The sequence below is a fragment of the Xanthovirga aplysinae genome (assembly GCF_009711365.1).
Taxonomy (GTDB): domain Bacteria; phylum Bacteroidota; class Bacteroidia; order Cytophagales; family Cyclobacteriaceae; genus Xanthovirga; species Xanthovirga aplysinae.
The window spans coordinates 1-13,456 of sequence record NZ_SMMB01001238.1 but is presented as its reverse complement, the minus strand read 5'-3'; the positions used below and the strand labels follow the sequence as shown (position 1 = coordinate 13,456).

Genomic DNA, 13,456 nt, shown 5'->3' with positions numbered 1-13,456 from the left:
GAATTGAACATAAGAATAAGATAAGTAAGGCCAACCTATCAATTTGAATGCCTACAAAAATAACCAAAAAGACTAAGGAATCAAACAATCAATCGTTTGTAACAACCTTACTCAAAGCCAACTAAAGTATTAGAAAAAGTAATTTTACCTGATTATATTTGTAATACAATTCTAAAAAGTTCAACAAAAATCTACCAATTAAATGATACGCAGAAGATTATTTCTAGTTCTATTTTTTTTCATATTTTCAATTTCTTCAAAAGGCCAGGCTATTATTTCCTTTGAAAAGAAAACACATGATTTTGAAGATATCATAGAAGGAGAACAAGCAACAGTTGATTTTGTTTTCACCAACACAGGAGATCAACCCCTAATTCTCTCTTCTGTAAGGGCTTCTTGTGGATGCACAACTCCCTTTTGGACAAAAGAACCTGTTAATCCGGGAGAAACAGGATTGATTACAGCAAAGTATAACAGCAAAAATCGTCCAGGTAATTTTAAAAAAAGCATAACCATTAGTTCCAATTCTTCTGAAGGTAATTCAGTACTTTATATAATGGGATCTGTTTTACGGAAAAGCCATGAAGAAAAAATTATTAGTCCAGAAACTTTAGCTTTATCTCCAAAATTAAGTCTTCCTAACCAATCGGTGATTAAGGGACAAGTTCAATTGGGTCAAAAAACTGGTGTTGAAATTCAATTAAAAAATGAAGGGAAATCGGCACTACAAATACAAGGGCTTAGGTCATCCTGCAATTGTATCCGAATGGTAGACAAAAATCCCACTCTGGCACCAGGTGAAAGTCAATCTCTTCAGTTGATCTATGAGCCCAAAAAAACTGGAAATCGTACCGAAAGCATCACCCTTCTTTCAAATGACCTGGCCAAACCTGCTAGAAGTTTTATCTTAAAAGCAGAAGTGGTTGAAGACCTTTCCAACCAAAGCATTATGAAAGAAACGGTTAAATTTTAATATTATATTTGTATAAGCACCCTTTGTGGGTGCTTATAAAGAAATCCTCTCCGAAAAAGATTTTTCACTTTTTCGGAATTCTTAATCAATATTTGCTGGTAATGAATGATCTCTTACCAGAATCTAGGCCTTTTACATTCGGATAAAACAAAACACAAACGATTTAAAACCCTTATAATCTCATTTTAATTCTTCTTTAAAACACAAAGTTTCTGTTTTCTAACCTTTTATATTCCCAACCACTTATTATATTTGTGCCCATTATAAAGCATTGACAATCCAAATTTTTTTTACAATGATTATTGGTGTTCCTAAGGAGATTAAGAATAATGAAAACCGTGTTGGTCTTACACCAGCAAACGTGAAGGAATATGTGAAGCGTGGGCATACAGTTTATGTGCAATCTACAGCTGGAGAAGGCAGTGGATTTACTGATAATGAATACATTGAAGCAGGTGCACAGATTTTACCTACCATTGAAGCCACTTATGAAGCAGCTGAAATGATTGTTAAGGTAAAAGAACCTATCGAGCCGGAATATAATTTGATAAAGGAAAATCAATTATTATTTACTTACTTCCACTTTGCTTCCTACGAGCCATTAACAAAAGCCATGATTGAAAGAAAGGCTATTTGTTTGGCATATGAAACTGTAGAAAAAGCAGACAGAAGCTTACCTCTTTTGGTTCCAATGTCGGAAGTTGCCGGTAGAATGTCCATTCAAGAAGGAGCCAAATACCTGGAGAAACCAATGAAAGGAAGAGGTATTCTATTAGGAGGAGTACCAGGTGTTCAACCTGCCAAAGTATTAATTCTTGGTGGAGGAGTGGTAGGAACCCAAGCGGCCAAAATGGCAGCAGGTTTAGGTGCCGATGTTACAATCATGGATATAAGCTTGCAGCGTTTGCGATATTTAGATGATGTAATGCCTGCCAATGTCAATACGATGATGTCCAACGAGTACAACATTAGAAAGTTAATTCAAACTCATGACCTTATTGTTGGGGCAGTCTTAATTCCAGGGGCAAAAGCTCCTCATTTGGTCACTAGAGACATGTTGAAAGATATGCGTCCAGGTACGGTTCTAGTAGATGTTGCCGTAGACCAAGGAGGATGTATTGAAACTTGTAAACCGACTACGCACCAGGATCCGATCTATATTATAGACGACGTGGTTCACTATTGTGTCGCTAACATGCCAGGTGCAGTTCCTTACACTTCGACTATTGCTTTAAACAATGCTACTTTACCATATGGTCTTCAGCTAGCAGAAAAAGGATGGAAAAAGGCTTGCCAGGAAAACGAAGAGTTAAAGAAAGGTTTAAATATTATCGGTGGTGATGTAGTATACAAAGGGGTTTCAGAAGCATTTGACCTACCATACCACAATGTAGAAAACTACTTGAATTAATTTGATAAGAACATAAATTAAGAAAGCTGCTTTTTTAGGCAGCTTTTTTTTTAACTTTTTCCGGTTGAAAAAGGAGGTATATAATCCAGCATAACAGTCTGTGATTGGTCATAATCCAATTGACAACAAAAATGCTGCAAACCATTGGTCACTACAACAAATTTTGCTTTCAACGAATAGTTATATGTGGCGGCCTGTTCAAATACTTTTGAGGTGATTTTTACGGAGGGGGCTTTGCACTCAGTTAATAAAAATGCTTCACCTAATTGGTCAAACACCACAATATCTGAGCGTTTAGACAAACGATTGTATTTAAGACCTCCCTCTAGTTGAATCAATCCCTTGGGGTATTTAAGTTGATTTACCAAGTAATGCACAAAGTGTTGTCGCACCCATTCTTCGGGAGTTAATACCAGATATTTTTTCCGGATAAAGTCAAAAATTAGATTATTCAGGCCCTCTTTCTTAATTTTGGGGGCAATATCTGGTAAGTTAAGTTTTATCATTTTGCAAATTTAATCAATCCTAGCTTTATGAAAACAAAAAGTGATATAGTATCCAATTGGTTGCCGCGCTACACAGGAGTTCCTTTAGAAGATTTTGGAGAATACATACTGCTTACCAATTTCATCAACTATGTGGAAATGTTTTCGGAAAAATTCGGAGTACAAGTGAATGGTGTGGGCAAACCCATGCAATCCGCTACAGCCGCAAACATCACCATCATAAATTTTGGAATGGGAAGTGCTATGGCAGCTACCGTCATGGACCTACTTTCTGCCATACAGCCCAAAGCTGCCCTTTTCCTCGGTAAATGTGGGGGTTTGAAAAAGAAAACCCAGTTGGGGGATTTAATCCTACCAATAGCTGCTATTCGGGGCGAAGGTACAAGTGACGACTATATGCCATCCGAAATCCCTGCTCTTCCCTCCTTCCGTCTTCAACGGTCGGTTTCCTCAATGATTAAAAAGCATGAAATGGATTATTGGACAGGAACCGTCTATACAACTAATCGAAGAGTGTGGGAGCATGATGAGGAATTTAAAGATTATTTAAGAAGTATTCGAGCCATGGGGGTGGATATGGAAACCGCTACAATTTTCACCGTAGGGTTTATGAATGAAATACCTCATGGAGCATTATTACTGGTCTCAGATAATCCGATGATCCCTGAAGGAGTTAAAACCGATGAAAGTGACAAAAAGGTTACCTCTAAATTCGTTAACAAACATCTGGAAATTGGAATTGATTCACTTCTTGAATTAAGAGATTCAGGGGAATCCGTAAAACATCTTAGGTTTGAATAAAAGTTTAAGGGCTACTTTTGTAAAAAGGTAGCTCTTTTTTGCCTACCCCCCTTTCCTTCCCTTTACCTGCCCCTCTTACAACTATAATTTGGTCAACAAAATTAATGAAAATACAAAACATTGATCATTTCCCCTCAATGTCCTTTAATTCTCCCTTCCAAGCTATAATTTCATCCTTTTTAAAATCTAGGCCTAGAATAAAAATCCAAGTTATTCTGTTTTCTAAATCCAGCTCCCCATTAAACAAGAAATCAAGACCCAAACCTTAACTTCTATAAATCCCATTTCAAAAAAGACATAAAAAAAACCTCTCTGCAAAACAAAGAGGTTTTTTTATCGAAATATTTTACACAACTCAACTATCAGTATCCTGTATAGTGTTGTACATAATTTTTAATGCATTTGCTTCTTTCAACTCTTCTTGAACGTCAGTTACGATCCCCATTTTGGCATCTTTATCTACTTTCAAGTTAATGGTAATCTGATCACGTTCAACTTCATCAAGCTCATCCTTTCTCTCATTCACCCAAAGCACAATGTCATCTACATCAGCAATGGCATCATTCAACTGGATTCGAGACTCAGTACCCCATCGAGAAGCATCCTTTGGTGGACCGATGTTAATTACACTCACCAAGGATTTTTTCTGCAATTTGGTTAACTGAGTAGCTTGAGGAATCTTTTGCTCAACGAGAATGTCTTGTTCCCTCATTACGGTTGTTACCATAAAGAAGAACAACAACATAAAGATAATATCGGGCAAAGCTGAAGTAGGGATATCCTGACTCGCCTTTGATTTCTTCTTAAACTTTGACATAATTAATTACCTCCTTTTGACGGTTGAGCAATCGAAATGTTCTTAGGAAAGTCTTTCCTGGCTTTATCATACCAGGCTTTCTGTACAGGATCTTTTCGATCTATGTTCCTCCACTGCTCTACTGTCACACCAGCTCTTTGAGCATACATTTCATTATAAGCCGCAAATAATTCATCCAAAACTTTGGTAAATAACTCGTAGCTTGTTCCACGATTTGCTTTGAATGAAATAATAGCATCTTTAGGACTGTCTGAACTTTTAGGATCTTTTCCATAATTCAGTACGAACTCCTTCACCATCGGACGTAATTGCGAAATATCCTCCATTGGTTCATCCTCCACCATCAACTGATCTTGAGTGTTAGCGAGAATCTTGAAAATATTCCGCTCATTCATTTTAATATCTGGTGGTGGTTCATTTGGATCCGGCTTCGGAGGAAGAGTGATTAAAAGCCCTTTATCCGAAGCAATTGTTGTAGTAACCAGGAAGAAGATCAGCAACAGGAAGGCGATATCCGCCATCGAACCTGCGTTCACTTCCTGACTACCTCTGTTTCTACTTCTTGCCATATTACTTAAACATTTTACTTACTTCCGAGCCTATCCAGCTCATAAAAGCCAAGGCCATTAAAATATAGGTCAATATAAGTGCTCCACCAATAAACTGAGAACTAGAAGCGTCTACACCCTGCTTCACAAATTTTGCAGGAGTCTCATCCCCAGAAACTGCGTAGGACAGTCCGAACAAAACTAACAGTCCCACAACCCCTATTGCCGACTTAACCAGCGACTTAGGGTTACTCATTGCATTGACCAATGGCAGCACAATTGTGAACACAGTAGCAAGACCTACTAACACATAGGCTACGTATATACTAACATCAATAAAATCCATAAAAAGATAATATTAAAAGGTCAACAAAAATTATTTAGTCATGTTATTCTTAACCAAAAGGTCAACTAGGGAGATAGAAGCATCTTCCATGTTGTTCACCAATGAATCAACTTTAGATACAATGTAGTTATAGAATACTTGTAGGATAATAGCAACGATCAAACCACCTACGGTAGTCAATAAGGCCACTTTAATACCTCCAGCAACCAATGAAGGAGAAATATCTCCAGCCGCCTCAATGGAATCAAATGCGCCAATCATACCAATTACAGTACCCATAAATCCTAACATTGGAGCCAATGCAATAAATAGGGAAATCCATACCAACCCTTTTTCTAATCGACCCATTTCCACAGATCCGTAAGAGATTACCGATTTCTCAACCATATCAATACCTTCTGTGTATCTCATTAGTCCTTGAGTAAAAATAGAACCTACAGGACCTCTAGTATTTTTACAAACCTCTTTAGCACCTTCGATTCCTTGGCTTTCCAAAGCAGCTTCCACTTTGTTTAAAAGCTTATCAGTATTAGTGGTAGCCATGTTTAAAGTAATGATCCTTTCAATTGCAATAGCTAAACCAATGATTAAACAAAGCAATACAGGAGTCATAAACAATGGATCACCAGCAATAAATTGTGTTTTCACAATTTGGTGAAAAGACTGTTCCTCAGCAGGAGCAATTTCTTCTTCAATAACGGAAGCAGGCTCTTCTACCACAGCTTCTTCTACTTCTGCTTCTTCCATAGCCACTGCTGTAGAATCGTTCGATGACTCATCAGTCATAACCTCTTCTGTTGCAGCAGCATTTTCTTCCTGCGCAAAGGACTTAATGGAATAACCAAAAGTCATCACCCCAGTAAGCAATAATAAAGCAAATAACTTTTTCATAAATCTGATTGTTAAAAGTTGTATTTTAAAGGTTAAACAGTTTAAAAGTAAATTAATCGGTTGTTAAGGTATTTTAAAAAAAATTTAAAAACAAAAAAGCAGAGAGGAAGGGATTCGAACCCTCGGTACCCGGATAGGGCACACACGCTTTCCAGGCGTGCACCTTCAGCCACTCGGTCACCTCTCTGTAAGTGTTTTTTTAAATTGTCCGAGCCACAAATAAATTAATAAAATAAACTTAATGCAAATATTAGATAATTTTTTACCCTTGAATAAAGCAGGCCTCTACAATAATTTCTCTTTTACTCTTAAAATACAGTATGTATACTCTACTGCTTCATTCAGGCCAATCTGGTGTTGTCCCAGATTATACGATTCAGGAAACGCTAAATCATAAAAATTCTTATCTGGGATTAAAAAAAATTAAGAAAATTTTCATTCAGTCAATTCACCCGCCAGAGGCCTAATCAAGGCTTCCCTGATTTTCTTCGGATCGTTTTCTGTACCCAGCAAAAACATCAATTTAGTAACAGCAGCTTCTGTGGTCATATCACTTCCACTAAGGATACCCATTTTTTTAAGTAAAGCACTGGTACCATACCTACCCTGAATTACTTTTCCGCCATTACATTGAGATACATTTAAAAGAATAATGCCTCTTTTTACAGCATCTTGCATTAAATCAATGAACCATTGGTCAGTAGGGGCATTTCCAGAACCATAAGTTTCAAGTATTACTCCCTTTAACCCTTCAATCTCCAGGATTCCTTTCACCACCTCCCGGCTTATACCTGGAAAAAGTTTCAAGACAACCACTGAAGAATCAAAATTTGTTTTAAATTCTATATTATGATCTACCCCGTACTTTTTTAAAGCGGATTGGTGATAATCCATCAAGACCCCGGCATCTGCCAATACCGGGTAATTTACAGACTCAAAAGCATCAAAATGTATACTTTGAACTTTCCTGGCACGATTTCCCCTTAACAGATAGGAGTCAAAATAAATACAAACCTCGGAAACTATCGGCAAACCATCTTTTCTCGCAGACGCAACTTCAATGGCCGTAATCAAATTTTCTCGGGCATCAGATCGTACAGCCCCAATAGGTAACTGGGCTCCTGTAAAAATCACCGGCTTATTTAACCCAGAAAGCATAAAGCTCAGAGCAGAAGCACTATACGCCATCGTATCAGTCCCATGAAGAACGACAAAGCCATCATATCTATTGTAATTCTCAAAAATAATATTCCCAATTTCCTTCCAATCTTTGGGATTAACATTTGAGGAATCAATTAATTTCGAAAAAGATATGACACTCAACTCCAAATCCAGGGTTTTTAAAGACGGAATCTTATCTAGGATCTGTTCAAAATTGAAAGGCTCCAGTGCTCCTGACTCACCATAAACCATGCCAAGAGTTCCTCCTGTATATATCAAAAGAATGGAAGTTTGTGGCAATTCAGGTTCTACAGTATTGATTTTCAAAACTTTACTATGAATCATAATATTAGTAGATAAACCAAAATTAATATTTAAAAACCTTTCGGGCATTTGCCGTAGTTACCTCAGCTATGATATCAATAGCCGATTCATGATAATCTCCAACCTTTTGGGCTATCTTAGGAATATAGGAAGGCTCATTTCTTTTCCCTCTAAAAGGAACAGGAGCCAAATAAGGACTGTCGGTTTCCAAAACAATATGTTTCAAATCTATTCCAGGAATTACCTTATCCATTCCGGCATTTTTAAAGGTGGCAACCCCACCTATACCAATCATAAATTCTGAGTCGATAATTCGCTGAGCCTCACTCACACTTCCCGTAAAACAATGGAAAATTCCATAAAGGCGATCATCCTTTAACTCTTCCACTATTGACATGGTTTCTTCAAAGGCATCTCGGCAATGAATTACGATTGGAATATTATATTTTTTAGCCCACTCTATCTGAATTTTGAATGCTTCCTGCTGCAATTCCAAGGTAGATTTATCCCAATATAAATCGATTCCAATTTCACCTACAGCTACAAAGCCCCTTTTGGAAAGCCACTCCTCCACTATATATAATTCTTTTTGGAAGTCTTTCTTAACATGGCAAGGGTGAAGTCCCATCATGGCTATACATTGATCAGGAAAGCGATTTTCCACTTCCAGCATATCATCTATGGAAGTGTGGTCAATATTAGGCATAAATATTTTATTCACTCCCTCTTCCCGGCTTCGATTAATTATTGCCTCAATATCAGCTTTAAATTCTTTTGCATAGATATGAGCATGCGTATCAACAAACTCCATTCACTTCTTCTTTTAAAAGATTTTGTACTTATAATTTCCCTTTATAAAAAAGTCACTATTTAATAAATAATGCTTAAATAAAAAGCCATTTCCCTTATTAGCTTCCTCTTTTACAGTATCGAAGTCCCACATAATTCATCATGGAATCTCAATTTTCAATACTTTCTTCCCTTCCAGTCCAACTTTAATGGAAGAACAAAAAATACCATCAGGCTCAAAGATAAAATTATAGAATAGCATTCATAAGCCAGGAGCCAAAAAAGGTCTGCCTTTATGGACAATCTCCTATAAACTTTGGCAATAAAAAGGGACTGGACCCCTAATTTCACTGACAGCAGAACAAATGCCCACTTTATCTGGAAAATCAACAAAAGCAAAAATGCAGGAAAAAACAGGGCTTGAGCAGTCAATAAAAAGACAATTGGAATAGGAAGTTGAATTGCTCCTCTCATCCAGCGTTTTCTTTGCTGCAAAAGTACGGGAATATCTTCAATTGCCTGCGTCCAGGCATTAATCTGAGGATCGAAAAGTTGTTTTACCCCAAAACCTTTTGCATACACCGCTTTAAAAAGGGCAAAATCCTCGGTAATAGAAAAGGGAATTGACTCATAGCCTCCCGTAGCTTCATAGGCTTCACGGCTTACTAGCATATTATTTCCCATGGTAGTCACTGGTCTAAAGCGTTCACTTACCACTTTTAACATTCCCAAAGCAAACATCCAATCAATTTCCTGCAATTTGGAAAAGGCAGATTTTGCCTTTATCGAGGTCATCCCCGTAAGAATTCCTGTATTTTTATCAAAGTACTTTAAATAGGTTTGTATCCAATTTTCCGGGACCTCCACATCTGCATCCGTGATTAAAAATAGGTCTCCTTGGGCTTTTTTTGCCAAATGAGCCAACACATTGGCTTTACCTTTTGCTAGGCCCCATCGTTCTTTTATATCGATTACCTTCACCTGATCAAACTTATCATCATACTCTTTGGCAATACGATAAGTATTATCAGTAGAAGCATCGTTTCCTACCAGAATTTCCATTTTAGAAGCAGGATAATTCACCTTTAGCAGACTTTTTAAACAACAAGGAAGGTATTTTTCCTCATTTCTTGCGGCAACCAATACCGAAATAAAAGGTAGTTGGTCCGAAAATTCAGCTATCTTATCATCCTTTTTAGGCCAAAGGAGAACTAATGCAGAATCTAACAAAATGGTAATAACGCAAACCGAAATCGAAAGGAGAAAAAATAAAAACATAACCGGGAGTGGATACTAAAAACAGAAAGTATCAAAAACTTTCAGGTAATTTTTTAAAAATGAACCCTTTTGATGAAAAGTAATCTAAATAACGGGGCAGAACATACCGTAAGTTCCTTTCTGCTTTCAAACTGTCATGAAAAATTATGATTGTGCCTTCTTTTGTTCCTTGAATCGACTTTTCAAAGCACTTTTTCGAATCCAAATGGACATCAAAATCTCCACTTAACACATCCCACATGATAATCTGATATCCTTTTCTCCTCAATTGGCCTGCCTGTTTACGGGTAATTCTCCCGTGAGGAGGTCTTAGCAAAGAAAAATTAGAGTTGGGGGAATTTTTAACCATTTCATTTGCACAGCGATCAATATTGTCCAAGTATTCCTCCACAGGAGTTTTCCATCCATTTAAATGATTAAAAGTGTGATTCCCAACCGCATGTCCATTTTGGAGGATCATTTGAAATACCTCCGGATGTTTTCGAATATTATCCCCCACACAAAAAAAGGTAGCTTCTGCATTAAATTGGCTTAACTGTTCCAGAACAAAAGTAGTAACTTCCGGCACGGGGCCATCATCGAAAGTAAGATACAAAACCTTTTCCGATTCTGGAATGTCCCAGGTGTAAGCAGAAAATATTCTTTTTACCCAAAAAGGGGTTTTGTGAAAATACATGGCCATTTGATGTTCTTTCCAAAAGGAATCAAGTAATTAATTGGGTAGTCCCCAAAATTCCCTTTTGTTTTAATCATGGAACATAGAAAAGGGAGGGATTAGGAGAAATTTAGGTAAGGAATTTAAGGCTCCACACGGCAGGAAAGAAAAGTTATATCATCCGCATACTCATTCTTCCCTCTAAATTGATCCAATTCTGCTAGAATATTTTGGTGGACTAGGGTCAATTCCTCCTCCCTATTATTTTTTAATAAAACTTCCAGCCTTTTTGTTCCAAAATATTCCTTGGAATCATTTTCTGTTTCCGTAAGCCCATCTGTATAGGCGAAAAATAAGAACTTCTCCAAATCCTCCACTTTTCCTTCATTCAAAAAAGGTAATTTAGAAAAGGCACCCAGAATAGTTGTTCCCGAATCAAGAAACATAAAGCGTTTAGGACAAACCAAAACAGGAGGATTGTGACCTGCATTAACGTAATTAAGAACCTTTTGACTTCGATCATACACAGCTAAAAAGAAAGTAATAAAGTTCTCTCCTTTGGCATTTTGCATAATTTGATAATTAAGCTCTTCCACAATTTCCTTCAAATTGGTGGTTTTTCGAACCAATGTTCTCAAAGAGGCCTGAAAATTAGACATCAGAATGGCGGCGGGAACTCCCTTCCCTGAAACATCGGCAATACAAACTAAAAAACGGTTCTCATCAATGGGAAGATAATCGTAATAATCTCCACCCACCCGGTGGTGAGGAAAATAAGTAGCTTCAATCTGAAGATTCTTTTTATTGGGTAAGCTTTTTGGAAATAGTAATTGCTGAACCTGAGAAGCAATTTCCAATTCTTTTTTAAGGGCTTGTTGCTCCAATTGCCTTCTTCCCAATTTTTTATTTTCTATAGCAACGATAATAAAATTGGTAAGAGCCTGAATAAAATCGGTATTGGTTTCCAGCTCATCACTGCCAACGAACACAACGGCTAACAAGCGATCTTTATGAGCCACCGGCACATAGGTATCAAATTCTTTGAAACTGCTATCCTCTCTGTCTTGATCAATTCGGTTAATTTCTCTCTGATTTAAAAATTTAGAAGGAAGAATAACCTCAGAATAATCTGATAAGGTACCAAAATTCACTTCGCAATTCCATTGCTCATTAAACACATAAAGAGCTAGTTTCTTAATATTTAGATTCGCTCTTAAGGTAAAATGGTAGATTTTATAAAGAGATTCTTCCGGCAAATTCATATTGACGGATTGCGTAATTTCCAATAAAGCATTAAGCTCCAGTTCTTTTATTTCTAACTGGTTTTTTATTGTTTCTACCATCTAAACTAAATATTTAATGTTCTTGCGATTCAGCGTATTTATCAAAACGATTGATTGTCACATTTCTTGTATGGGCCTCATGAAAGACCTTTCAAAAGCAAAAACAATTTCTAAATTACGATTTACTACCCTGGAATTTCAACCCTAAAGGACGTATTCCGAACATTTGGGGCTACATAGATCTAAATAGGGAAACACTTCTAAATCATTCTCTAAACCTAGTTATCCCATAATTCATCAGGATGTATACCAATCCAGTAAGAGATTTTAGTGATAATTGAAGGAAAAAGAAAATTTTGTAACTTTTTATAATTAAAGGCTATTATGTGCCATTAGGCCCTTCTTGGTGGCAAGATAATAATAATGCTTATAATATTTTTCAAAATTCAAATCTTCATCAAAAACCTCTTCTTCTGGAGATTTCAGGCATTTTATCCAATGATTTTTAAGTAAATCTTTCAACACTGCAAACAACTTTTCTTCTGCTACATCTGTCGATTGACTTAATTGCGAATAGGACTGCACAAAGTAAAGTTCGTCGAGCACCTCATATTCAAGATCCGTCATTTATTTAATTTATTTTTTGGATTAATTTCCCTTCCCTTCCATTGGTAGGAGCCAAAGTTAGCGGCTATTCCTATTAAAACCACATAGAATGAGTAAAGAATCTGCAAGATTAAAAAGTGAAACTTTTTCAACCGTTTTTCCATAAAGCCTAGTACATCCTTTAAAAATAAAAATTCCGCCATTGACTTTAACAATAGTAAAAACAAAAATAAAGAAGGAGGAAAAAGACCAAAAATGAGTAAAACGAATTGGGCAATCCACCCAAGATGATATAACAAAACCAAAATGGCTAGAATTTGCACTTTTATATTTTTATGAAAACTCCACTTGCTGGCCCACCTTCTTCGTTGATGCATAAATTCTTTTATACTTGATTTGGCCCAGGTACTCACCACATGACTGCTATGCTTTAAAAATCCCAACTGCCCAGGAAATGCTCTATTTATTTTCTGCATTAGAAACTCATCATCCCCTGAAGCGATATGGTCAACACCTTCATACCCATTAATTTTTATAAAAGCCGACTTGCGAAAAGATAAATTAGCCCCATTGCACATGTTTGGAGCTCCCAATTGCATGGATGCGGCCCCTGCACCAATCAAACTGGCAAACTCAATGGTTTGTAATTGTTCAAAAAAATTACGTTCTCCTTGAAAAGTCACTCCTCCACTTACAAATTGCAACTTTTCCCCAAACCCGTTCCAATAACTGTCCAGAGTGGCCAGCCAATCCTTTTGGACCAAACAATCTCCATCGGTACAAACTATAATTTCACCAGAAGAACACTCCACACCAAGAGTAATGGCCTTCTTTTTATGGGACCCTTTGTAATCATCAGACAAGTCAAGGTGAATCAGTTTCAAAGGAAAATTCAATTGTGGTACAAAACCTCTAATTTTTTTCAAAGTTTCATCCTCCGAAGAATCATTTATAATAATTACTTCAAAAGAAGGATAGGTTTGCCCATTTAACCCTTGTAATAAATTTAAAATATGTTTCTCCTCATTTCTAACAGGAATCAATACAGTAAAATAAAAAGAGGTTTC

At 36.8% G+C, this 13,456-nt stretch carries 15 protein-coding genes and 1 tRNA gene; 3 read left to right on the top strand and 13 right to left on the bottom strand.

All coding sequences use genetic code 11. The features are described from left to right. The first annotated feature begins 202 nt into the window (after nucleotides 1–202). Nucleotides 203–973, top strand: coding sequence for a DUF1573 domain-containing protein (locus tag E1171_RS18520; RefSeq protein WP_155207549.1), 771 nt, complete (start codon nucleotides 203–205; stop codon nucleotides 971–973). 295 nt (nucleotides 974–1,268) lie between these two features. After that, nucleotides 1,269–2,384 (top strand): alanine dehydrogenase, encoded by a 1,116-nt coding sequence (gene ald / locus E1171_RS18515; protein ID WP_155207548.1) that lies wholly within the window; start codon nucleotides 1,269–1,271, stop codon nucleotides 2,382–2,384. A 50-nt stretch (nucleotides 2,385–2,434) separates the two neighbouring features. Here the strand turns inward: ald and E1171_RS18510 are convergent, their stop codons facing one another. Beyond that, a complete protein-coding gene (locus tag E1171_RS18510; protein ID WP_155207547.1) occupies nucleotides 2,435–2,890 on the bottom strand; it encodes a type I restriction enzyme HsdR N-terminal domain-containing protein in 456 nt (151 codons plus the stop codon). Nucleotides 2,891–2,917: 27 nt separating this feature from the next. On the opposite strand from E1171_RS18510, the gene E1171_RS18505 reads away from it, so the two are divergent. Next, nucleotides 2,918–3,691 (top strand): AMP nucleosidase, encoded by a 774-nt coding sequence (locus tag E1171_RS18505; RefSeq protein ID WP_155207546.1) that lies wholly within the window; start codon nucleotides 2,918–2,920, stop codon nucleotides 3,689–3,691. A 355-nt stretch (nucleotides 3,692–4,046) separates the two neighbouring features. Here E1171_RS18505 and E1171_RS18500 read toward each other — a convergent pair whose 3' ends face one another. From E1171_RS18500 to E1171_RS18445, 12 genes are all read right to left on the bottom strand, one after another. Beyond that, nucleotides 4,047–4,508: an ExbD/TolR family protein gene (locus E1171_RS18500; protein ID WP_155207545.1), complete on the bottom strand. Its 462-nt coding sequence runs from the start codon at nucleotides 4,506–4,508 to the stop codon at nucleotides 4,047–4,049. 2 nt (nucleotides 4,509–4,510) lie between these two features. After that, entirely contained in the window at nucleotides 4,511–5,077 is a 567-nt protein-coding gene (locus E1171_RS18495; protein WP_155207544.1) for an ExbD/TolR family protein, read from the bottom strand. A 1-nt stretch (nucleotide 5,078) separates the two neighbouring features. Beyond that, the gene (locus tag E1171_RS18490) at nucleotides 5,079–5,312 is read right to left on the bottom strand and encodes a hypothetical protein (RefSeq protein WP_155207543.1); all 234 of its coding nucleotides are present in this window, start codon (nucleotides 5,310–5,312) and stop codon (nucleotides 5,079–5,081) included. Nucleotides 5,313–5,432: 120 nt separating this feature from the next. Then, nucleotides 5,433–6,293 carry a MotA/TolQ/ExbB proton channel family protein gene (locus tag E1171_RS18485; protein ID WP_155207542.1) on the bottom strand — a complete coding sequence of 287 codons (861 nt, stop codon included), beginning with the start codon at nucleotides 6,291–6,293 and terminating at the stop codon, nucleotides 5,433–5,435. A gap of 99 nt (nucleotides 6,294–6,392) precedes the next feature. After that, nucleotides 6,393–6,480: transfer RNA gene (locus tag E1171_RS18480), tRNA-Ser, on the bottom strand. A 248-nt stretch (nucleotides 6,481–6,728) separates the two neighbouring features. Beyond that, on the bottom strand, nucleotides 6,729–7,799 hold the full coding sequence (locus tag E1171_RS18475) for an asparaginase (RefSeq protein ID WP_155207541.1): 1,071 nt from the start codon (nucleotides 7,797–7,799) through the stop codon (nucleotides 6,729–6,731). 22 nt (nucleotides 7,800–7,821) lie between these two features. Then, a complete protein-coding gene (locus tag E1171_RS18470) occupies nucleotides 7,822–8,589 on the bottom strand; it encodes a TatD family hydrolase (protein WP_155207540.1) in 768 nt (255 codons plus the stop codon). Between the two features lie 155 nt (nucleotides 8,590–8,744). Next, nucleotides 8,745–9,845, bottom strand: coding sequence for a glycosyltransferase (locus tag E1171_RS18465; protein ID WP_155207539.1), 1,101 nt, complete (start codon nucleotides 9,843–9,845; stop codon nucleotides 8,745–8,747). A 31-nt stretch (nucleotides 9,846–9,876) separates the two neighbouring features. Continuing rightward, nucleotides 9,877–10,521, bottom strand: a complete 645-nt coding sequence (locus E1171_RS18460; protein ID WP_155207538.1) for a polysaccharide deacetylase family protein — start codon at nucleotides 10,519–10,521, stop codon at nucleotides 9,877–9,879. Between the two features lie 122 nt (nucleotides 10,522–10,643). Continuing rightward, nucleotides 10,644–11,843 carry a GAF domain-containing SpoIIE family protein phosphatase gene (locus E1171_RS18455; RefSeq protein WP_155207537.1) on the bottom strand — a complete coding sequence of 400 codons (1,200 nt, stop codon included), beginning with the start codon at nucleotides 11,841–11,843 and terminating at the stop codon, nucleotides 10,644–10,646. 312 nt (nucleotides 11,844–12,155) lie between these two features. After that, nucleotides 12,156–12,410: a hypothetical protein gene (locus tag E1171_RS18450; protein ID WP_155207536.1), complete on the bottom strand. Its 255-nt coding sequence runs from the start codon at nucleotides 12,408–12,410 to the stop codon at nucleotides 12,156–12,158. After that, on the bottom strand, nucleotides 12,407–13,456 hold a 1,050-nt coding region (locus tag E1171_RS18445; RefSeq protein ID WP_155207535.1), incomplete at its 5' end, for a glycosyltransferase. The genes E1171_RS18445 and E1171_RS18450, both read right to left, overlap by 4 nt.

Coding starts and splice junctions, on each gene's coding strand:
- E1171_RS18505 (WP_155207546.1), top strand. CDS start 2,918: ATGAAAACAAAAAGTGATATAGTATCCAATTGGTTGCCGCGCTACACA.
- E1171_RS18490 (WP_155207543.1), bottom strand. CDS start 5,312: ATGAGTAACCCTAAGTCGCTGGTTAAGTCGGCAATAGGGGTTGTGGGA.
- E1171_RS18460 (WP_155207538.1), bottom strand. CDS start 10,521: ATGTATTTTCACAAAACCCCTTTTTGGGTAAAAAGAATATTTTCTGCT.
- E1171_RS18475 (WP_155207541.1), bottom strand. CDS start 7,799: ATGATTCATAGTAAAGTTTTGAAAATCAATACTGTAGAACCTGAATTG.
- ald (WP_155207548.1), top strand. CDS start 1,269: ATGATTATTGGTGTTCCTAAGGAGATTAAGAATAATGAAAACCGTGTT.
- E1171_RS18510 (WP_155207547.1), bottom strand. CDS start 2,890: ATGATAAAACTTAACTTACCAGATATTGCCCCCAAAATTAAGAAAGAG.
- E1171_RS18470 (WP_155207540.1), bottom strand. CDS start 8,589: ATGGAGTTTGTTGATACGCATGCTCATATCTATGCAAAAGAATTTAAA.
- E1171_RS18500 (WP_155207545.1), bottom strand. CDS start 4,508: ATGTCAAAGTTTAAGAAGAAATCAAAGGCGAGTCAGGATATCCCTACT.
- E1171_RS18465 (WP_155207539.1), bottom strand. CDS start 9,845: ATGTTTTTATTTTTTCTCCTTTCGATTTCGGTTTGCGTTATTACCATT.
- E1171_RS18450 (WP_155207536.1), bottom strand. CDS start 12,410: ATGACGGATCTTGAATATGAGGTGCTCGACGAACTTTACTTTGTGCAG.
- E1171_RS18495 (WP_155207544.1), bottom strand. CDS start 5,077: ATGGCAAGAAGTAGAAACAGAGGTAGTCAGGAAGTGAACGCAGGTTCG.
- E1171_RS18485 (WP_155207542.1), bottom strand. CDS start 6,293: ATGAAAAAGTTATTTGCTTTATTATTGCTTACTGGGGTGATGACTTTT.
- E1171_RS18520 (WP_155207549.1), top strand. CDS start 203: ATGATACGCAGAAGATTATTTCTAGTTCTATTTTTTTTCATATTTTCA.
- E1171_RS18455 (WP_155207537.1), bottom strand. CDS start 11,843: ATGGTAGAAACAATAAAAAACCAGTTAGAAATAAAAGAACTGGAGCTT.